Raw genomic sequence first — 21,626 nt, 5'->3', positions numbered from 1 at the left:
TTTCCCCCTTTAATTAATCTTTTATTTAAATAATTTAATTATTATAAGCTAAAGCTTTTATAGTTAAATCTTTATTAGGCTCTACAAAATACTCTTTGTCAAAAACCTTTATTTTCACATTGTCTGTACTATTTACTCTAATATCTTCTTGAGTAATTGCAATATCTAAAATTGCACCTCTCCAATTAATTTTGAAAGATAACTCTTCCCACTTTTCTGGTATCCAAGGCTTTAAGGATAGACATTCATCCTTATCAACATATAGTCCTCCAAATCCAAATACAGCACACTGCCATGATCCACCTGTAGATGCAGCATGTAGTCCAAGTCCTGCATTTCCTTGGTTATCTTCCAAATCAGTTAATACTGTCTTCATGAAATATCTGTAAGCATTTTTGGTATCTCCAACAGTTAGTCCCATTATTGAATACATTGATGGACTCAATGATGATTTGTGCATTGTCCTTTTTTCGTAGTATTCATAATTTTCTTTTTTAGTTTCTAAGTCAAATTCATCCCCTAATACAAGCATTAACATTACAACATCAGGTTGCTTTATAAGCTGGGTTTCTCCAAGTTTACATCCTTCCATATCAGGCCATTTTGGCATTCCATTTTCATCATATTCTTTTATAGTAATATCCTTAAGCTTGAAATATCCTTCAAATTGTTCAATTAGCTTACTTTTTTCATCTTTAGGAATATATATTTTTGACTCAATTTCTCTCCATTTATTAATATCATCTTCACTTATATCTAGTTTGTTTAATAATTTTTCATAAATATTAGTATCTTCTTTTTTAAGCCATTTAGCAAGTTCAATTCCTTTTTTTATGTTCCATTTTGCTAAATAATTTGTATAAACATTATTATTTACATGCTCATGGAATTCGTCTGGTCCTATTACCATGTTTATTTCATATCTATCAAATTCTTCATTGTATTCTACTCTACTACTCCAAAATTTTGAAGTATCTAATACTATTTCAATTCCGTAATTCATCATAAAATCTTTATCTTTTGTGGTTCTGTAATACTCCCATACTCCAAAGGCTATATCAGAGCTTATATGAAATTCTTCATCTCCTGTCCAAATTCTAACTGGATTACCGTCATAATCAACTCCCCATTTAGGAGTTACTTCTGTTCCATCATCTGCAGCTTCCCAAGGAAATTGAGCTCCTTCATATCCGTTTTCACGTGCATTTTTCCTAGCTCCATCGATAGTATTATATCTATACATTAGTAATGTTTTAGCAACTTCAGGGTTTGTATATATGAAAAATGGAAGCATATAAATTTCAGTATCCCAGAACACGTGACCTTTATAACCTTCTCCATGTAGTCCCTTTGCTGCAATACTTATTCTGTCATCCTTTTCATAAGCTGAAGATGATAATTGAAAAAGATTAAATCTTATGCCAGTCTGTGCTTTTTTATCTCCTTTTATTTTGATATCAATCTTGTCCCAAAGCTCTTTCCACTTATCTCTATGTAGATTAAGTTCTTTCTCTAGTCCCTTTTCAAGATATGACTTAATATCTTCTTCTAAAAGATAATAAGGGTCTTTATCTGTGTCTCTGGATGTATAAGTTACTCCATACTTTTCTATAGTGTAATCTTTACCTTCTTTAACCCTCATCTCGTAGATTTCTCTTACCTTTTCTCCGAAAACTCCATATTTTCTATTTTGTAAAATATCTCCTATACCTCTTACAACTGTTCCCTCTACTATTTCAATCCCTTTATCTTTAGTAACTACTTTTATTGCAATTCCTGTATCCAAATCGTATCCCTTTTTAACATCTAGATGTTTTACCTTTTTAATAGGCTCAAATTCATTGTTTGTTATGCTGCCATCTATTATATTTTCAATAAAAAGTTTACCTGAATAGTTAATAGGAGTTATAGTGTATCTTATACCCCATCTATGTACATTACTTCTACTTACGAATCTTTCAGAAGCTATTTTTATAATTTTTCCTTTTTGAGTTTTTAGTTTAATTTCTGAATAGAGAATGCCTTCCTTCATATTTAATTTTCTTGCAAAATCTAATACTACACATCTGTCAATATCTAATTTTTCATTTTCAGTATAAATATTAAATACTAATGGGTTGGGACAATTTACTAATTCTGTAGTTTGGCTATCAGCTTTATCAAATACTCCTGCAATTAAGTTTCCTGGAAATCCATAATTTGAGAATTCTAACCAACCTCTAAGTCCCCTATATCCATTGGCTAAAGTAAAAACTGTTTCATATTTTGGGTTTTCATATGCCTTGTAATTACTTTGTTCCACAAACCACAGTTTTTCATCCATCATTTGCAACCCCCATTTGTTATTTTCGTAAACGTTTTCGTATGTTTTCATTATATAATTATATACCCTTTCTTTCAAGATTAAATTCTAATTTTTTATATTTTTTTGAAAAAAATTAATTTGCCTTTAATTCTCCATTAAATTGTTAACAGTTTGTAGTAATTAGACAAAAAAGCTGTAGCAGAGATTTTATCTCCACTACAGCTTTTTTTGTTTTCTCACTTTTATACCTTAATTTTTTGTACTTTGTCTTAAAACTAATTCTGGTTCTAAAATAATTTGATTAATATTTTGACCATTTATAAGATTAATTAAAAGTGTGGCTGCTGAAACACCTATTTTATAAGAATTTTGTCTTATAGTCGAAAGTTTTGGTGTAATATATGCACTAAGATCTAAATCATCAAAGCCAATTATTTCAACATCATCTGGTATTCTTTTTCCCATCTTCTTAAGCTCTTTAATTGCCCCTATAGCCATAAGGTCACTTGCAGCAAAAATTGCTGAAATATCCCTATGTCTATTAAATAATTCCCTTACACCTTCTTTTCCACTTTCTTCTGTAAAGTCTCCAAAATAGATTAATGTTTTATCTATTGTTATATCATTTTTCATTAAAGATAAATAATATCCATCAAGTCTTTGAAGACTAACATATGCATTTTCATGGCCATTAATAAATGCTATTTTTTTATGTCCATTTTTTACAAAATGTTCTATAGCTAGACTTGCTCCTTTTATGCTGTCTGTACCTACAAAACCTATTTTTCCCCTTTTAATTGGAATATCAAATAAAACACAAGGAAATTCTCCCCTTAAAGCCTGTTTATAAAATTCATCACTTAATTTTAATCCTACTAAAAAGACACCATCTAGGTGATAATCCTTTAATATTTGGACTAATCTACTTTCTTGATATTTTGATAAATTAGGTAAAAAGACTACTTCATATCCTCTTTCTGAGGCATATTCCATAAACCCAACAAGTATTCTATAAGTAAAAGAATATGTGGGTTCATTTTCATCATAATCCTCAATAGCAATGCCTATTCTATTGGCTTTTTCAGCCCTCATACCCCTAGCTAGTATACTTGGTACATATCCTATTTCCTCAGCAATTTTAAATATTCTTTCACGGGTTTCTTTATTAATATCACTATATCCGTTAAAGGCTCTAGAAACTGTACTTACAGATACACCAGCTTTTTTAGCTACATCTTTAATTGTAACATTCCTATTCTTATTCATTGAAAACCATCCATTCTTAACATTTAATTCTTGCATTCAATTAAATTATATAGATAAATAAATATATATGTCAAATTTCGAAAAAAGTTTCACTAAAACGTTTTAGTCTAATTATACTATATAAGCTTTTTTATTGCAACAATTGGTAGGTACACTTCTTAATACCTTTGCTGCTTGTTCTGGTGCTACTGTATTAATATACATACCTGAACCAAGTTCAAATCCAGCCTGATTAGAAAGCCTAGGAGCTATTTCCATATGCCAATGGTAAGTTTTATTATGGTTTTCTTCATCTTTAGGAAGAGTATGTAAATACATATTAAAAGGAAAATCACCTAATAATCTACCCATTCTATTAAAAATATCAAATAGTAGAATTGCTAGTTCTTCAATTAATTTATTATTAATTGTTTCAAAATTTGATTTATGTTCCTTAGGTATAATTTGAGTATGGTAACTATAAATAGATGCATATGGAGCTAAAACTAGAAAGTTTTTAGTTTCAGTTATAATCCTCTCATTATTATTTAGTTCTTCTTTTATTATGTCACAATAAATACAGTTTCCTTCTTTTTCAAAATAGTTTTTGCTTCCATGTAGCTCTTCTTTAATTAATTTGGGCACAAGGGGTAAAGCTATCGCCTGTGAATGGGGATGTTCTAATGAAGCACCTGCTTCTTTTTTATAGTTTTTGAAAATACTTACATATTTTATTCCCTCTAAATTTATTAAATCTTTATATCTCTTTTTATACATTTTTAACATATATTCAAACTCTTTAATATCCATATAAAAAAAGCTTTTATTATGTTCTCTACTTTCTATTATTACTTCATGTTTCCCTTTTCCCTTTTCTTTTTTAAATAGTATTGAATCGTTTATATTACAAGAACTTTCCATTGAAACTGCAGGGTATTTATTAGGTACTACCCTTACAGTCCATTTATCTCTTCTGTTAATTCTTGAAATCTCAGGTGGTGTTTTTTCTTCATTACCTGGACAAAAGGGACATGAATCTTCAATCTTTTTTACTTTTTTTTCTGGTAAAACAGATTTTAAATCTGTAGGTCTTTTTCCCCTTTCAGTTGCTATGATAACCTGATTACCAGTTACAGGATCTGTTCTGATTTCAGTCATCAACTATCACCACCTAAATATGTTTCTTTTAACCAATCTAAAGACACTGGTTCATTGTTTAATGGTTCTTTAAAAAATGGATGTATTTTTAATTTGTTAAATTTCTTTCCCTTTTTCATCTCATTTAATTTTCTCTTTATAACTTCTATATATCCTTTGGCAGTACTATTCCAAGTATATTTACTGAATACCCTCTCTAATCCTTTTTGTTGATATTTTTTATAGGTTTGTTCATTTTTTAATACTTTTAGCAGTCCCTTAGCTATATCTTTTGGATTATTGGGATCAACTAATACGCCAAATTCCTCTCCATTTTCAGATAATACTTCAGAAGGACCTCCATTTTTAGTAACAACAGCTGGTAAACCACATGCCATGGCCTCAATTGGAGCTAATCCAAAGGGTTCATAAAGTGCTGTTAATGAAAATACAGATTTTCTTTTTGCAAATTCCCTATAGCAGGCTGCTAATTGCTTTTGACTATTTAAGCTAAACATACTTACTTTACCTTTTAAATTATACCCATCAATTATTTCCATTATTTCATCTAGTATAGTTTTTTCTTCACTCTTAGCCATGGAATAATCCTCAAATGGATTATCTATACCCCTTAATGTTATAACTAGATTGCACTTTTTTTGAAGCTCTTTACACTTAGCATATGCTTTTACTAATCCTATATGATTCTTTTTAGGGTCTAATCTACTTGCAGCAATAATAGCTGGTAACTCTTGTCTATTTTCATCTAAATCTCTTTTAAAAACCTTATTTATTTTTTCCCTAACTACTTCTTCTTGGTCATTTTCTTTTTCTTTATTAAATAGTTCAGTATTAACTCCTGGAGGTATTATAGCAAATTTGGAATCATTATTTACATCTACTGCTCCCTTATATCCTTTATGACTATATTGTTCATATCTTTCTTGACTAGTACTAACTATGTTTACTGCTGAGTTAGCCATACTGATTCTTTCAGCCATTAATCTTAATGAGAAGTTATACTTTTTATTTAATTTTTCTATATTTTCAGTAGATACATTTAGTTTGTCCATTTTTTGAGCACCTAATGAATGTCCAGTAAATGTAAAAGGTATTCCTGTTTTTTCATAAAGAATTGCTCCTGCTATTCCACCATCTCCATAATGGGTTGTAAAAAAGTCTGGCCAAGTATTTTCTTCTTCATAAAATTTTATAATTTCATCTACATATTTATATATATATGACCATAATTTTTCTTTATTTAAGAATTTTTCCCCACCAAAGGGCAATCTTACTATTCGTACTCCATCTACTCCTTCATACTCATCAAATTTTTCCTCAAACCCCGGCCATTCATCATCAATAATCTGTCTTGTTATAATATCTACTTTGTGTCCCTGTTTTGCCATAGCTATAGCAACTTCCTTTACATACACTAACTGTCCTCCAAAATCGGGATGTTCTGTCCAGTATAAATCATTTTTATCAAAGTTTCCCTGTGGATTTAAAAAAGCTATTCTCATAATCTAATCCCCCTATATTCTATATTTTTTTTCAATTTCTTCAACTCTAGGTAACTTAACTACTGCTCCAACCTCTTTTAGTTTACAGGCTGAAACAGCACTTCCTAATAAAGCTGCTTTTCTTATTGTCTTCCCCTTAAGAATTCCTGCATAAAACCCTGACCAAAATGCATCTCCTGCACCTGTTGTATCAACTACTTTTGTAGCAAGTGTAGGTATTCTTATGGTCTCTTCACCATTAGAGACTATTACACCATCTTCGCCAAGTGTTAACATAACAAGTTTTACACCAAATTCTAGAAACTTATTTATATACCCTTCCGGAGTATCAGAACCAAATATATGAAATGCATCATCCTCTGAAGGTTTTACCATATCAACATCCTTTAATAATTCTTTTATAAAATCAACACCATTATGTCCTTTTTCCCACAAAACCTTTCTATAATTGGGATCAAAACTTATTATTTTCCCATTATCTTTAGCATATTTTATTAATTCAAGAGTAGTCTTTCTTGCTGGTTCATATGATATGGGCCATGAAGTAAAATGGACAATTTTTGAATCTTTAATTAGGCTTATTAATTTATCATTTAGTTTAAGGTTCTTATCTGCATCTCTATAGGCTATAAAACTTGGGCTCTTTTTACTCTTTGAAACTACAACAATAGATGTATTGTGCTCATCATCTATTGTTATACCATCTACATTTACTGTGTTTTCCTTAAGAGTATTAATTATAAACTTTCCAAAACTATCATTCCCTATGTTACTTATTACTGCTGACTCTCTTCCCAATCTTTTTAGATTAATTGCTAAATTTCCTGGAGAACCCCCAAAATATTTATGGAAAGAACTAAACTTAAAATCATCATCATAATCGTGTGATATCATATCAATTAGTAATTCACCTATTGTAACAACATCTATATTGCCCTCAGGAATTTTCATATTATTATCTAGTCTGAACATAATACCATTCCCCCTAAGAACTTAAAACCTTGAAAATTCACTTGATTGAATTCAATTAATTTTCTAATTTATTAGACATATATAAATAAATTATACTTAGTAATTTAAACTGAAAAACATCATTAAATACTCTTAAGTCAAATCCAATATCCTTTTTAATCTTATCTAAACGATAAATAAGAGTATTTCTATGGACATATAATTTCCTAGCAGCTTGACTTATGTTAAGATTGCAATCTATAAAGGTATTAGCTGTTTTCAATTCTTCTCCACTTAATTTGTCAATTCCTAAATCAATTGCTTGTCTATAAATTCTTTTTATCTCATTATCTGATAAAGATAAAACCAGTCTAAAGATAAATAGATCCTCATAAAAAAACATATTTCCAGGTAATTGAAATTTAACACCAATATCTAAAGCTTGTTTACCCTCTTCATATGCCGTTTTTATTTTTTCTATTGAATGTGGTTGACTTACACCTATTTTTATTCTTTTAAGTAGTTCAGTTTCAATTGCATCAACAATAAGCTTGGGAAAACTTAATGTTTCCTCACCATTTTTTTGGTATATTATGCATATTAAATCTTCATCAATTTTTACTGTAATAGCCCTTTGGGAGTCTATATTTTTTACTAAAGAGTCAATTTCTCTAATATCATTATCTTCATAGGATTTTAAAAGAATTACTACAATATCTTTATCTTCTAAAAAACCAAAATTACCAAATATCTCTTTAATCTTATCTTCCTTAATATCATCAAATAATAACCTTCTTATTTTTTTCTCACTAATATCCGAATAATAGTTGTCTTCCTTTGATGTTATTTCCTGAATAAAAAATTTTATTATGTTTTTTTCCCTTTCTGTTAATGTATTACTAGGATCAGTAGTTATAATATACTTTTCACCATTTATACTTATATGTGTAGTGTTATCACTTACATTAGTTCCATTAGTTATATTTAAGTCAAAACCAATTATCTTGCTTAATCTATCTGAAAGATCCTCTAATTTATAATTTTTACTCATATTATCACCCAGTTATTATTATAAAATATTTCTAGAAAAAAGCAGAAGAAATACTGAAGTATTTCTTCTGCTTTTGTTTTAGTTTACTATAGCCATCTCAGTATCTTTGTCAAATAAGTGCATTCTGTTCTTATCAAAGGCTAATTCAATTTTATCTCCTGGATTTACTTTAGTTCTAGCATCTACCCTTGCTATTACATTGTTACCTTCAATATCAAGATATAAGTACGTTTCTGAACCCATCATTTCTGTAACATCAACATATGCATTAACAACACTGTCTTTAGATGATTCAATAAATACTTTTTCACTATGAATATCCTCTGGTCTTATTCCTAAAATAACTTCTTTTCCAAAATAGCCTTTTTCTTTAACTATTTTAGCTTTACCCTCTGGCAACTTAACCTTAGTATCTCCAAATTTTAAGTGGCAATCTTCTATACTTTCTCCTACAACTTTCACATTAATAAAGTTCATTTGAGGACTTCCTATAAAGCCACCAACAAATACATTAGCCGGTTTTTCATAAACTTCTTGAGGTGTAGCTGCCTGTTGTATACGTCCATCTTTCATTACTACAATCCTATCTCCCATAGTCATAGCTTCTGTTTGGTCGTGTGTTACATATATGAAAGTTGTTTGTAACTTTTTATGTAATTTTATAATTTCAGTTCTTGTTTGTACCCTTAATTTAGCATCTAAATTTGATAAAGGCTCATCCATTAAGAAAACCTTAGGTTCCCTTACTATTGCTCTACCTAATGCAACCCTTTGTCTTTGTCCCCCTGATAAAGCCTTTGGTTTTCTATCTAGTAATTGCTCAATACCAAGTATTTTAGCTGCTTCCTTTACTTTTCTATCTATTTCGTCCTTTGGAACTTTTCTAAGCTTTAATCCAAAGGCCATATTATCATAAACAGACATGTGAGGATATAATGCATAATTTTGGAAAACCATTGCTATATCCCTATCCTTTGGAGCTACATCATTAACTAATTTATCTCCAATATATAATTCACCCTTTGATATCTCCTCTAAGCCTGCCACCATCCTTAAAGTTGTAGACTTTCCACAACCTGAAGGTCCTACTAATACTATAAACTCTTTATCTTCAATTTCTAGATTAAAATCTTCAACAGCAGTAACATCACCTGGGTAAATCTTCCATATATTTTTAAAAGTTAAACCTGCCATTAAATTTTCCCCCTTTATAGTTAATTTATGGTATAATCTTTTCCTATATATAAGTCTACTATATTAATCCATTATTTTCTATTAGCATTATGTCCAAAATTCTGAAAACGTTTTTAGTTGTTTTGCATAAATATATAAAAAATGAAACGAGAACTAGGGTCCCGTTTCATTTTTAAGCTTAATGATTATCATATAATATTTATTTTGACAACCTACTTTTTGTTTTATTAGCCCTATAATTTAAATAGCCAGCCATTATAATTAGGGTTCCTCCCAATATGCTTAAAAAATCAGGAATTTCCGCCCAAATTATTAAACCTAATATTGTTGAAAAGATTATGTTCATATACGTATAAATTGCCAATTCACCAGCAGGTGCATATCTATAAGCATGGGTCATTAAAAATTGGGCAGTTGTAGCAAAAACTCCAAGACTAATAAGTTTTAGTAGTTCTACAGGGCTAGGTATAGCAAACCCTCCAAATATCATAAAAGGTATCATTGTAATAGTAGATATTACAGTAAAGTAAAACACTATAGTTTCCGGGCTATCTGTGTGTCGTAAATATCTTATGGTTGTATATGCTGAACCTGCAAAAAAAGCTGATAAAAGTGCTACTAAAGCTGGGATTACTGTATAATTAAATTCAGGTCTGATTACAAACCCTGCACCTAAAAGGGCTAATATTAAAGATACAAACTGAAGTTTTTTTATTCTTTCCCCTAAAAAGATTGCAGATAAAACCATAACGAAAAATGGAGACATCTTGTTTAGTATAACTGCATCTGATAAAGCTATATTTGATAATGCATAAAAGTAAGCTGCAACCCCCATTAAACCAAAAAAGCTTCTTAAAAAGAGAAATTTACGATTATTTCCTAAAATAGGCTTTTTATTTTTTATAATTATATAAGTAGCAACAATAAATCCAATTAAATTTCTAAAAAATATCTTCTCATAAACTGGAATATTTCCTAATGACTTAACAGTTGCTGCCATAAGGGCAAAAAATAGTGCTGAAAGTAATATTAGTATAATACCTTTTTTCCTATTTTCCATATTTTGTACCTCCTCATTTTGACATACACATTTAGTTTACATTAAAATAAAATTATAATAAAGTCCTTTAAGAAATAAAATTCTTATGGTAAAATATGAAAATACGTTGTATCATGTTAATATATATAAAAGAAAGGAGATGATTTAATTGAAAAAATCTTTAATAGCAATTGCTGTAGTACTGTTACTTTTAATTGTTATACCATCCGTTACCCTAATAGGAACATATAATAATTTAGTTCAGTTAGAAGAGAATGTTAATTCAAAATGGGCTCAAGTAGAAAATCAATTAAAAAGAAGGGCTGACTTAATCCCTAATTTAGTAAACACTGTAAAGGGATTTGCAAATCAAGAAAAGGAAGTTTTAATAGGTGTTACTGAGGCTCGAAGCAAATTGCAAAAGGCAACCACTCCAAAGGAATATGCTGAAGCTAATGCACAAGTAACAACAGCTTTAGAGAGATTAAATTTTGTAGTTGAAAGATATCCAGAACTAAAGTCTAATGAAAACTTTATTAGACTACAAGATGAACTAGCAGGAACTGAAAATAGAATAGCAGTGGCAAGGAGAGATTATAATGAAGCTGTAAAAGGGTTTAACAGTAAAATCAGGAAGTTCCCTACTAACATAATTGCTAATATGTTCGGATTTGAAAATAAAGAATATTTTGAAGTAGACCAAAAAGACAAAGAAGTTCCAGAAGTAAACTTTGAATAGGGTGTTTTAAATGAAAAATAAAATAAAGTTTTCTCTAATTTGGATAATAGTTTTAATTTGTATTACAAATTCCTATGTGATTGCCGATGACTTAAACCTTCCACAGCCAAGTAGAGAATTTTATGTATATGATGAAGCAAATATCTTAGATGAAACAGTAGAAAATTATATAGTGGAAACTAATGAAAGTTTACATAGTAAAACTGGAGCTCAGATAGTAGTTGCTACTGTTAATTCACTACAGAATAGAAGTATTGAAGAGTATGCCAATAGACTTTTCAGATATTGGGAAATAGGAAGTAAGGAAAAAAACAACGGCATTCTCTTTTTAATTGCACCAACTGAAAATAAGATGAGAATTGAGATAGGGTATGGACTAGAAGGGGCAATTCCTGATGGAAAAGCTGGAGAAATTAGAGACAAGATGATAATCCCTTATTTTAAAAAGGGGAATTATAATAAAGGTACCTTAGAAGGTTTTAAAGCATTAGTTAAAGAGGTTAAAATAGAATATAATATAGACTCAAATTCAAATGAGCATAAAAGGTTTATTTTTGAACCAAACAATGAACATTCTCCACAAAAATCTAAAGAGGGTATAGCTAATCTATTTGATTCAGTAAAAAAGATTATTATTATAATTGGAATAATTATTTTCTTGATAATTGACTTTACTTTCTTTGATGGATTCTTAACCTTCACCTTTATAAGGATTGCCTCAAGGGGAGGCTTTAACTTTAATGGAGGTGGAAATGATAACCATGGTGGGGGAGGTTCCTCCGGTGGTGGTGGAGCCAGTGGAGGCTGGTAATATTTTCTTTAGTTTTAAGGGGATAAAAATGAAAAATAGCTTTATTGACTACTCTAAAAAGAGTTTTAGACTAATCTTTGATAATCCTATTTTATTTGTACCTGCTTTAATTCAGATTTTTTCGTTATTGATAACAATTTTACCCTTAATAAACTATATTGGAGATAATAACTCTTTTAATACATTTACACCTGCTTATTTTCCTGCCCTATTAATTTTAATTTTCTTTTTAGTAATTATAAATCTATTAATTGAAATAGGAGTATTATTTATGATTAAAGAGGTTGTTTTATATAATGAAACTAGTATAAGAAGTTTATTTAAAGGGATAAAGAAATATTTTGTAAGAATTTTCTTTGGAAGTATAATAATAGCTGTGGTTTTTGGAATTTTAAGCGCTATTATTGCAGTACCATTATTTATTTTAACAAATTTAAGGATTCTTTCTTTTATTGTAATTTTTATATTTATTTTAGCTTTATCCACATTTATTTATATGTGGGAAACTATTTTAGTTTATGAGGATTGTGGCGTATTTAAGTCTATTGACTTAAGTTTTAGGTTTGCAAAGATGAATTTTGGTCTACTTTTTCTTGTAAACCTACTAGATGCTATTTTAACTGGGGATAATAAATCAAAATTAAATAGTAATCAGCAGCGTAAACCAATTAACATTGACCTTCCAACTCCCTTTTTTATAGATTTAATAAAACCTTTATCTATTACTTTAATAGTATTACTATCACTTATATCAATAGTTTTAGATTTATTTTTCCTTACTCTTGCCTTTGTAATTTATGATGATAGAAGAGATATGTTAAGGTCAGAAATAGAATTGACAAAAGAGTAGACACTTTGTCTACCCTTTTGTGGCCATTTCATATACCCTCTTGTATAATGGATTATCTCCCATATTTGCATCCATGTAACTTAAATACATGTTAATATCATTTCCTGCATACTCAATTATTTTTTCTGCTAGAAAATCTATTACTTCAGGTTCTTCACATTCAGATACTACTTCAAATATTTCTGCCATATTGTTTGCCAATTGAGATTCTACGCTGCCATTATTTTCATAGGAAGGTTGTATATTATTTCTAACCATCGTATCAAGGGCATCACATAAAACCCATCCTGTTCCCTCAACTGTTTTTAACAAATTAAAACGATGTTTATGTTGATCCATTATCTTAATCACCTCTTTAAATAGTTTTTCAAAAATAGTATTTGTAATTATCTAAATAATAATTAATAAACCAAAAAGATTTTTTGTAATACTTAAATGTACTTCTACCTTTTCGACATTTTTCCCAAGTTATGCAAATCGGGACGGTTCTCTTTTTCACCATTTATTTCCATTTAGGTGTGGTAAGATTCTATTTAATCATAAAAAATGCGTTCGTAATACGAACGCCTAACATTCAAATTTATATTTAATTTCATAATAAATTTATTTATTTAAATTCCATAACTTTTCGGCCATTTTTGCCCATTCCTTTGATATCTCTTGGCATTTTTGGGTTAAATTATCTACAGATTCATTATCGATTAATTGGGTTGACTTAGCCTTTGAATTATGTACCATTTCTCTTAATTTATCTGGATTATCTAATAGTGGACATGGTCTTAAGTGATTATCATTAAAGGGCATCATTTTTTTATACTGCATAAATAAAGGAGACTTTAATGCTTCTAATAGGCTAACCTCTTTTATATTAACATTAGCATAATGAATAAATGCACATGGTTCAACATCCCCATTTGCATTTATATGTAAGTATTTCTTTCCTCCAGCAATACAACCTTTAGTATACTCACCATCATTCCAAAAGTCTAAAACAAATATAGGCTTTTCTTTTCTCATTTTCCTAACAAAATTATACATATGAGCCCTTTGTTCTGGTGTTGCAAGTAAATCCAAAACAGCATTTTTCCCTAATGGTATATATGTAAAATACCACCCAAATAAACAACCTTTTTTGACCATAAAATCTAAATACTCTTCAGAACCAACAACCTCAGTATTTTTTTTATGATAACAGGTAGAAAATCCAAAAATTATTCCTTCTTTTTTAAGAATATCCATAGCTTCTAAAACTTTATTATATGTTCCCTTTCCTCTTCTTAAATCAGTTTCTTCTTCAAATCCCTCAATACTTAGCGCTAATGCAAAATTACCTACTTTAGCTAACTGTTTAGCAAATTTTTCATCTACTAAAGTACCATTAGTAAAGGCTAAAAACATACAATCATTATGTTTATGGGCTAAGGCAATTAAATCTTCTTTTCTAATTAATGGTTCTCCCCCTGAATAAATGTACATATATATTCCCAGTTTCTTACCCTCTTGAATAATCCTATCTAAAGTTTCATTGTCTAAAAAACTCTCTTTATCATATTCAGAAGCCCAGCATCCTTTACAATTTAAGTTACATTTTGAAGTAGGGTCCATTAAAATAGCCCATGGTATATTACAATTATGTTTTTTTTTCATTTTCTTCTATTATAGGTATACCAACAAGAGTAGAATTAACAAAAAAATTAATTAAAGATTTTTTTCTTACATTATTATTAATATCTTTAAATATTTTATTAATTAAAATGTAACCATTTGAATTAGAATCATCGACCATTTCTTTTAAAAGGTTTATTGATTTCTTATGATTAGCTTTTTTAGCTAATTTTTCAGACCAGTTAAGTAATTTTGAAAGATTGTTCATAGGGTCCTTTTCTAAATATGTTAAACATTCATTCAATAGTACTGAACTAATTATTTGTTTTGCTTTCCCCACAGTGCCTCCCCCTCAACATATCTTTTATATAGACATATTCCTTTTTATTGACATATATGTCAATAAAAAGGAAACTTAATATTTTAATCCATCAACTAGTATATTTATTACACTAAAATGCTTCTTTGTATCAATATTTTTATCTATTGATGCTTGTAAAAGGGAAGATTCTATTAATCCATATAATACATATGACATCATTTCTTTATTAATTGGCTTAATTTCATTTAAATTTTCAGCTTCTTCTAGAAGAGCTTTAAATACTTTTCTTAATTCTAATGCATGTTCTTGAATTTCTTGTGCTATTTGATTATTTTCCCTTTTCAATATTAGCCATAAATCTATCAATATAAGTAACATACTATCCTCATTGTATTTTGTTATAGTTTGATATATAATCTTTTTTATTTTTTGTAAAGATGAAATTTTAGGGTCTTTTATAATTAAGTTTAAGTCTTTTTTTATTGTTTTTATTGTGTATTTGATTACATAATGAAATATTTCTTCTTTATTCTTAAAATATTGATATAATGTAGTCCTTCCCATTCCACATTCTTTGGCAATATCAGATAGTTTAGTATTGTAGTAACCTTTTTTTATAAATATTAAAATCGCTTTTTTTATAATTTCTTCCTTTTTTTTATCATAATCAATGATTTTAGGCATCATTTAACCCCTTTTCTCTAAAGTTTTATATTAATATATATAGAACTAATATAAAAAATATGCTTTATAAATGTGTTATAAAAAAGGGTAGCATCCACTTTATGGATGCTACCCTTTTTTATAGTTTGATATTAAAAAATTTATTAAGGTTCTATTTCTATTACTTTCATACTATTTAAAGCGTTCTCTATTAATTTTTCACTATCTAATAATGACTCTGATTCCTCAATTTTTTCTAATTTAGGTCTTGTAACAGGATGTTTTGGTAAAAATACAGTACAACAATCTTCATATGGTAGTATTGATGTTTCATAGGTCTCTATGTCTTTTGAAACCTCTATTATATCAGTTTTATCCATTCCTATTAATGGTCTAAATACCGGTATGTCTACTGAAGAGTTAGTCACATTAAGTGATTTTATAGTCTGACTTGCAACCTGTCCAAGACTTTCTCCTGTAATCAAAGCATCAATCCCTTCTTTTTTAGCAATCCTTTCAGCTATTTTCATCATAAACCTTCTTGATATTATTGTAAGTTCATCTTCAGGACATTTCTCATTTATAGCTTTTTGTATGTCTAAAATATTTACACTATATAATTTAAAACTTCCACTATATATTGATAATATACGAGCTAATTTTTTTACTTTCTCTTCAGCCCTTTCACTTGTAAAAGGGTAACTATGGTAGTGAATTGCATCTAATTTTATTCCTCTCTTGGCCATCATAAATCCTGCCACAGGACTATCTATTCCACCTGATAAAAGAAGAAGTCCTCTCCCATTTGTTCCTACAGGTAACCCGCCATATCCTTTAATTTTTTCAGTATATATGTATGCATAATCATTTCTTATATCTACATAAACATAAAGGTCTGGATTATGAACATCAACCTTAATATTATTTACATTTTTTAAAATGGTACCGCCTAACATTCTTGTTACTTCCATTGAGCCTATTGGAAAGCTCTTATCAGCTCTTTTTACTTTTACTTTAAATGTCTCAATATTTCTCCTACTTTTAGCTTCCTCAACTGCTAATATTGCCTTCTTTTTTATATCTTCAATATCTTTGTCCATTCTAAATCCTGGTCTTACTTGAATTATTCCAAAAATCTTTTTTGTTCTATTAACTAAACTATTAATATTATCATCTGTAGCTTCTATAAAGATTTTGTTCATATCTTTATATACTTTCGGACTACCTAAATCATTCACTGCCCTTTGTATATGATGAAGAAGCTTGTTCTCAAAGTATGACCTATTTTTCCCTTTTAAGGCTGCTTCTCCTAAACTTATACTTATTATCCTGTTCACCATCTATCACCTCATAGTTATTTTTCTTATTTCTTTAACATGCTTTTGCAATCTATCTACAACATAATCTATCTCTTCAACATTATTAGAATAGGCAAAACTGAATCTCACTGTTCCATCTATCTCGTCATGTTTAAGACCTATAGCCTGTAGTACATGGCTTTTACCCTTATTTTTTGAAGAGCAAGCCGAACCTGTAGAAACATATATTCCATCTTCTTCTAAGTAATGTAAGAGAACTTCTCCTCTTACACCTACAAAAGATATATTTACTATATGAGGAGCAGAATGTTCATCTATAAAGCTATTGATTTTTATATTATCAATATTCTTTTTTATTTTATCAATAAAATGCTTCTTTAAATTTAAAATCTTTTTAATTTCTTCATCAAAGTTTTTATTTATTAATTCCACAGCTTTACCTAAGCCTACAATTCCCGGAACATTTTCAGTTCCAGACCTTATACCCCTTTCTTGGTTACCTCCAAAAATAATAGGAGATAGCTTTAAATCCTTTTTAATATATAAACCTCCTATACCTTTAGGGCCGTGAATTTTATGTCCACTAAAAGAAAATGTATCAATACCTAATTGCTTTAAATTAAATTTAATTTTACCAAAGGCCTGTATACCATCTACATGTAATTTTACATCTTTGTTTTTTCTGTTAATTATTTTTTTTATGTCTTCTATTGGCTGAACAGTACCTAGTTCATTATTTACTAACATTATGGATATAAGAATAGTATCATTATTTATACTTTCCTCTAACTGTTCTAAATCTACCAAACCCTTTTCATCTACATCAAGATATGTTACTTTAAAGCCTTTTTCTTCATAGTATTTAAATATATTTAAAACAGAAGAATGTTCTATTTTGGTTGTAATGATATGTTTTCCTCTTCTAGAATATCTATTCACTATACCCTGTATTGCAATATTGTTACTTTCAGTTCCCCCTGAAGTAAAAAATATTTCATCTGGTCTTACTGATAAAAAATTACTTATAATCTCCCTTGATTTTTCAACTTTCTTTTCTGCTTCTAATCCCATTCTATGCAATGATGAAGGATTACCGTAAATTTCCTTTAGCATAATATTCATTTCCTCTATAACTTCGTCCCTTGGCCTAGTAGTAGCACCATTATCCAAATATACTTCCATTATAATCACCTCTTGTATATAGTAAGGTTTTTCATAAGTATTATTCTTTAAAACATTCTTTTTTATAATAAGTATTTAATCTAATTAGTATCCCAACTCTTCATTTATAATATAGATATTTATTTCAATGTCACCCATAGGTTTACTTTCCAAAATTACAGTAATATTACACATTCTATCCTTTCCTTTACAATCATAGCATTTACCTTTATATCTACAGGGTGTATCTAAGTCTAATCTTTCTGAATTCTTAGGGCATGCAACTGTCTTTATTCTTTCAAGTGCTTTTTCTATATTCTTAGTAATCTTATTAACACCACATAATATATATACCTTTTTATGTCCATAAAACATTGAAGCAACTCTGTTCCCTATACCATCTATATTAACTAATTTCCCATCTTCTGTTATTGCATTACTGCTTGAAATATATACCGAAGCTCTACTTGCTTTTTCTCTTACTTCATCTCTCTTTTCAGGTTCTACAAGCCAATGCCAATGTACTTTATTACCTCTATCAATTAAGTCTTTATGAACCTCCATCTGATAAATAGTCATTGAGCCACCAATACCTACATCTTCTTTTACAGATATATCATCTAATAACTTTGACTTAGCTTCTTTTTTAGTATTAAAAAATTCTACATTAAACCCATTATCAACAAGTTTCTCAATTGTAGCTAAAACCCTTTTATCCAAATTATTCTCCCCCTTAATTTTTCAAAACAGTAATTTTGCAATATTTTATTTTAACTTATTTCACCATAAGTTTCTATACTTATTATATAAAAATTTATACTATCTTAAAAGTTTGTAATAAAATCATTGCGAAATTTGTCGTAATTTGTTATAATTTAAGTAAAGTTATCCCCCTGTAAAAGTATAAACTTTTACATTTGCACCTTAATAGGTGCAACTAAAAAAGAAGCTTCTTTCGAAGCTTCTTTTTTATTCTTTTTGTTTTATTCTATTATTATGTTGAAGGCTTTCCCTAGTTAAAGCAACCAAATTATCCTTTCTATAACTTTTGTATCTACAAGCTGTATATATTTTTGAAAGCTTTTCGTAATCTTCTAATAATTTATTTCTTTTTATTCTTTTATCCCTTGTAAACAAAAATATTTTTTCATACATTATACTCAACCCTTTTATTGAAATGTCAATTATAATACCATCTATCTTGTATTAGTTTGGAGATATTTCAATTTTGTTACATAAAAAAATTTAATGTATGTTAAAATTATATATGATATATTATTTAAATGATTTCATAGGGGGTTTTTTAAATTGTCTAATAAAGTTGCTGTTATTTTTACAGGTGGAACAATCTCTATGAAAGTAGATCCAAGAATAGATGCTGCAATACCTGCTCTATCTAGTGAAGAAATAATGGCTATGGTAACAAATATAGAAAAATATTCTGATATTGAAATAATTAATTTTGCTAGGATTCCTGGTCCACATATGACACCAGAAAGAATGATGGAATTGTCAAGCCTAGTTAAACAGACGATTAATAGGAAGGATATTACTGGGGTTGTAGTAACACATGGTACAGATACATTAGAAGAAACTGCTTATTTACTAGACCTAACAATAAATTCAGAAAAACCAATAATAGTAGTTGGTGCTATGAGAAATGGTTCTGAACTTGGATATGACGGTCCTAGTAATCTTTCTGCTGCTATATGTACGGCTATATCTAAGGAAGCCATGAATAAAGGTGTCCTAGTTGTAATGAATAATGAAGTAAATGCTGCATCTGAGGTTACTAAAACAAATACTCTATCATTAAATACATTTAAATCCCCTGAATTTGGGCCTCTTGGAATAGTAGATAATGATGAAGTAATTTTTTATAGGGAAATAATAAATCGTTGCCATATTAATACTGAAAAAATTGAAGCAAAGGTTGCTTTAATTAAATGTGCAGCAGGAATGGATTCTGATTTAATTAATTACTGTGTTGATTTAGGATATAAAGGGATAGTTATTGAAGCATTAGGTAGAGGAAACGTGCCTCCTAATATGCTAGATGGTATTAAAAAAGCTATTGCAAACGATATGCCAGTAGTAATAGTTTCTAGATGTCCAACTGGTCGTGTTTTGGATACATATGGTTATTTAGGTGCTGGTAAAAATCTTAGAAAATTAGGTGCAATTTTTGGGGATAACCTTCCAGGTCAAAAAGCCCGTATAAAATTAATGTTAGCCCTTGGAAAAACTAGAGATATAGAAACAATAAGAAGCATTTTTGAAAAAAATGTTTACACAAAAAGTTATAAAGTTAAACTAGGCGGCTAATATGCCGCTTTTATCCCTTGTTATTATTTATCTTCTGGAAAAAGGACCTCTTCTTCTTCTTAGAAAATTTTCAATGTCACTTATTCTTTCTTCTAAATTATTAATTTTTTCTTTACTGGGATCTTCTTTTTCTTCATTTAATTTTTCTATTTCTTTTTCTAGATATTCTAATCTATGTTCTATTTTCTTAATCTTATTTTCAAGTTTTTGAAATTTAATGTTCAATTTTTCATATTCGTTTGATTCCTCTAACTTTTCAATCCTATTCAAACTCTTTTCATCCTCCCTTCTATCTTCTTCTAGATTTTCATTTTTTTTTTAAAGGCACTTCTGTTGCTTTATTTAATGGTCCAAATCCTGTAAAAGTAATATTAGGGTGTCCTAGACCATAAGAATAGTTAAATTTAAATTTTCCTTTTATTTTTTCGTCATTAGTAGAAAACTTATATCTTAAAAAAATATTTTCTTTAGTATTTTTCCATCTGTAAAGTGGACTCCAAGATTTACCCATATCAGAAGAATATCTACTTATTACATAATCATACTCAGTCCATATTGTCCATAATTTGTTATTGTAGATAGCTAAAGTAGGAAAAGAGCAATTGGCTGGATTTGACAAAATTCCTCTTTTTATTTTTCTAGTTTTATTATTATACAATCTGTGTTTCTCATAATTTATTGTTAGATTACCGTTTTTATATTTACTATAAACTAAATGTAATACTTCCTTATTTTCTGCCAATATATCTAAATACAATTTTTTATCAAAGTTAGATGTTAGTTGTATACTATTTGCCCAGTTTTCTTTTTCTAAATCATATTCCTTTATAAAAATTTGTTCAATTCCATCAACTATGTTGTAGTAACCTAATATTAATTTATCTTCTTCTTTGATTACTTGTATAGGGTTCAATATTTCTCCTTTTTCTATTTTATCAACTTCTTTTATAAACCACTCATTGTTTTTAAAGTAATAATGATATATACCATATATATTGCTGTCTTCTATTTGCTTACAATAGAAAGTATGTATTTCATCACCGTGGACTACTGCATTTACATAAAATAAATCCTTTTCATTATCTTCTAAAATAGCTTTTTTATCCCATTGTCCTTCTATTCTTGTTAATAAGACTAGTTTTCCATCCTTTTTAACATATACCATATAAATATTATTTTTTTCATCTATTAGTCCATCAAATTCCATATTACAATTTGTATCTATATTGCGTTTTCTTACCTGTTTTATTTTTTTATCGAAAAAAATAAGTTCAATATTGCCATTATTCCAAAGAAAATTATACAAGTTACCAAGTCCATCTGATAATAAGCAGCTTTTCTGGTTAGAAAAACTCACAAAATCACCACCTTATTTATATATAAATA

General features: G+C 28.7%; 22 protein-coding genes. 4 read left to right on the top strand and 18 right to left on the bottom strand.

Annotated features, from left to right (window positions below):
* Positions 1–34 precede the first annotated feature (34 nt).
* From BET03_RS05790 to BET03_RS05755, 8 genes are all read right to left on the bottom strand, one after another.
* A complete protein-coding gene (locus tag BET03_RS05790; RefSeq protein WP_120168324.1) occupies positions 35–2,323 on the bottom strand; it encodes a glycoside hydrolase family 65 protein in 2,289 nt (762 codons plus the stop codon).
* Between the two features lie 231 nt (positions 2,324–2,554).
* On the bottom strand, positions 2,555–3,571 hold the full coding sequence (locus tag BET03_RS05785; RefSeq protein WP_120168258.1) for a LacI family DNA-binding transcriptional regulator: 1,017 nt from the start codon (positions 3,569–3,571) through the stop codon (positions 2,555–2,557).
* 111 nt (positions 3,572–3,682) lie between these two features.
* Entirely contained in the window at positions 3,683–4,708 is a 1,026-nt protein-coding gene (gene galT / locus BET03_RS05780) for a galactose-1-phosphate uridylyltransferase (RefSeq protein WP_120168256.1), read from the bottom strand.
* The gene (locus BET03_RS05775) at positions 4,708–6,210 is read right to left on the bottom strand and encodes a glycosyltransferase (protein WP_183108745.1); all 1,503 of its coding nucleotides are present in this window, start codon (positions 6,208–6,210) and stop codon (positions 4,708–4,710) included. The genes galT and BET03_RS05775 overlap by 1 nt, the downstream gene beginning before the upstream one ends.
* Positions 6,211–6,222: 12 nt before the next feature.
* The gene (locus tag BET03_RS05770; protein ID WP_120168252.1) at positions 6,223–7,182 is read right to left on the bottom strand and encodes a carbohydrate kinase family protein; all 960 of its coding nucleotides are present in this window, start codon (positions 7,180–7,182) and stop codon (positions 6,223–6,225) included.
* A gap of 55 nt (positions 7,183–7,237) precedes the next feature.
* Positions 7,238–8,212, bottom strand: coding sequence for a PucR family transcriptional regulator (locus BET03_RS05765; RefSeq protein WP_120168250.1), 975 nt, complete (start codon positions 8,210–8,212; stop codon positions 7,238–7,240).
* 78 nt (positions 8,213–8,290) lie between these two features.
* Positions 8,291–9,406, bottom strand: a complete 1,116-nt coding sequence (locus BET03_RS05760) for an ABC transporter ATP-binding protein (RefSeq protein WP_120168248.1) — start codon at positions 9,404–9,406, stop codon at positions 8,291–8,293.
* 199 nt (positions 9,407–9,605) lie between these two features.
* A complete protein-coding gene (locus BET03_RS05755) occupies positions 9,606–10,466 on the bottom strand; it encodes a DMT family transporter (protein ID WP_120168246.1) in 861 nt (286 codons plus the stop codon).
* Between the two features lie 148 nt (positions 10,467–10,614).
* Here BET03_RS05755 and BET03_RS05750 point away from each other — a divergent pair, with 148 nt between their 5' ends.
* The 3 genes from BET03_RS05750 to BET03_RS05740 are packed head-to-tail and all read left to right on the top strand — an operon-like array spanning position 10,615 to position 12,845.
* Positions 10,615–11,184, top strand: a complete 570-nt coding sequence (locus BET03_RS05750; RefSeq protein ID WP_120168244.1) for a LemA family protein — start codon at positions 10,615–10,617, stop codon at positions 11,182–11,184.
* A gap of 10 nt (positions 11,185–11,194) precedes the next feature.
* Positions 11,195–11,995, top strand: a complete 801-nt coding sequence (locus BET03_RS05745; RefSeq protein ID WP_120168242.1) for a TPM domain-containing protein — start codon at positions 11,195–11,197, stop codon at positions 11,993–11,995.
* Positions 11,967–12,845: a hypothetical protein gene (locus BET03_RS05740; RefSeq protein WP_183108744.1), complete on the top strand. Its 879-nt coding sequence runs from the start codon at positions 11,967–11,969 to the stop codon at positions 12,843–12,845. Before BET03_RS05745 ends, BET03_RS05740 begins: the two co-directional genes overlap by 29 nt.
* Positions 12,846–12,854: 9 nt before the next feature.
* Here BET03_RS05740 and BET03_RS05735 read toward each other — a convergent pair whose 3' ends face one another.
* The 8 genes from BET03_RS05735 to BET03_RS05705 all read right to left on the bottom strand — a co-directional run bounded on the left by BET03_RS05735 (position 12,855) and on the right by BET03_RS05705 (position 19,070).
* Positions 12,855–13,184 carry an Acyl-CoA dehydrogenase C-terminal domain-containing protein gene (locus tag BET03_RS05735; RefSeq protein ID WP_120168238.1) on the bottom strand — a complete coding sequence of 110 codons (330 nt, stop codon included), beginning with the start codon at positions 13,182–13,184 and terminating at the stop codon, positions 12,855–12,857.
* Between the two features lie 264 nt (positions 13,185–13,448).
* On the bottom strand, positions 13,449–14,492 hold the full coding sequence (locus BET03_RS05730; protein WP_279230353.1) for a radical SAM/SPASM domain-containing protein: 1,044 nt from the start codon (positions 14,490–14,492) through the stop codon (positions 13,449–13,451).
* Positions 14,476–14,790: a hypothetical protein gene (locus BET03_RS13925; protein ID WP_279230352.1), complete on the bottom strand. Its 315-nt coding sequence runs from the start codon at positions 14,788–14,790 to the stop codon at positions 14,476–14,478. The genes BET03_RS05730 and BET03_RS13925 overlap by 17 nt, the downstream gene beginning before the upstream one ends.
* A gap of 75 nt (positions 14,791–14,865) precedes the next feature.
* Positions 14,866–15,456 carry a TetR/AcrR family transcriptional regulator gene (locus BET03_RS05725; RefSeq protein WP_120168236.1) on the bottom strand — a complete coding sequence of 197 codons (591 nt, stop codon included), beginning with the start codon at positions 15,454–15,456 and terminating at the stop codon, positions 14,866–14,868.
* Between the two features lie 143 nt (positions 15,457–15,599).
* A complete protein-coding gene (gene thiI / locus BET03_RS05720) occupies positions 15,600–16,772 on the bottom strand; it encodes a tRNA uracil 4-sulfurtransferase ThiI (protein WP_120168234.1) in 1,173 nt (390 codons plus the stop codon).
* Between the two features lie 6 nt (positions 16,773–16,778).
* Positions 16,779–17,936 (bottom strand): cysteine desulfurase family protein, encoded by a 1,158-nt coding sequence (locus tag BET03_RS05715; protein ID WP_120168232.1) that lies wholly within the window; start codon positions 17,934–17,936, stop codon positions 16,779–16,781.
* A gap of 84 nt (positions 17,937–18,020) precedes the next feature.
* A complete protein-coding gene (locus BET03_RS05710) occupies positions 18,021–18,635 on the bottom strand; it encodes a lactate utilization protein (protein WP_120168230.1) in 615 nt (204 codons plus the stop codon).
* 249 nt (positions 18,636–18,884) lie between these two features.
* Positions 18,885–19,070, bottom strand: a complete 186-nt coding sequence (locus BET03_RS05705; protein ID WP_120168228.1) for a hypothetical protein — start codon at positions 19,068–19,070, stop codon at positions 18,885–18,887.
* A 153-nt stretch (positions 19,071–19,223) separates the two neighbouring features.
* Here BET03_RS05705 and BET03_RS05700 point away from each other — a divergent pair, with 153 nt between their 5' ends.
* Positions 19,224–20,240, top strand: coding sequence for an asparaginase (locus tag BET03_RS05700; RefSeq protein WP_120168226.1), 1,017 nt, complete (start codon positions 19,224–19,226; stop codon positions 20,238–20,240).
* Between the two features lie 27 nt (positions 20,241–20,267).
* Here the strand turns inward: BET03_RS05700 and BET03_RS05695 are convergent, their stop codons facing one another.
* Together BET03_RS05695 and BET03_RS05690 are read right to left on the bottom strand one after the other, a co-directional pair.
* Positions 20,268–20,510: a hypothetical protein gene (locus BET03_RS05695; protein ID WP_120168224.1), complete on the bottom strand. Its 243-nt coding sequence runs from the start codon at positions 20,508–20,510 to the stop codon at positions 20,268–20,270.
* 37 nt (positions 20,511–20,547) lie between these two features.
* Complete coding sequence (locus BET03_RS05690; RefSeq protein WP_120168222.1) at positions 20,548–21,597, bottom strand: hypothetical protein; 1,050 nt, start codon at positions 21,595–21,597, stop codon at positions 20,548–20,550.
* Positions 21,598–21,626 lie beyond the last annotated feature (29 nt).

Origin of the sequence: Thermohalobacter berrensis (assembly GCF_003609645.1) — a bacterium.
GTDB lineage: Bacteria > Bacillota > Clostridia > Tissierellales > Thermohalobacteraceae > Thermohalobacter > Thermohalobacter berrensis.
Note: the sequence above shows the minus strand (reverse complement) of the source record. Positions and strands in the feature narration are given on the sequence as shown.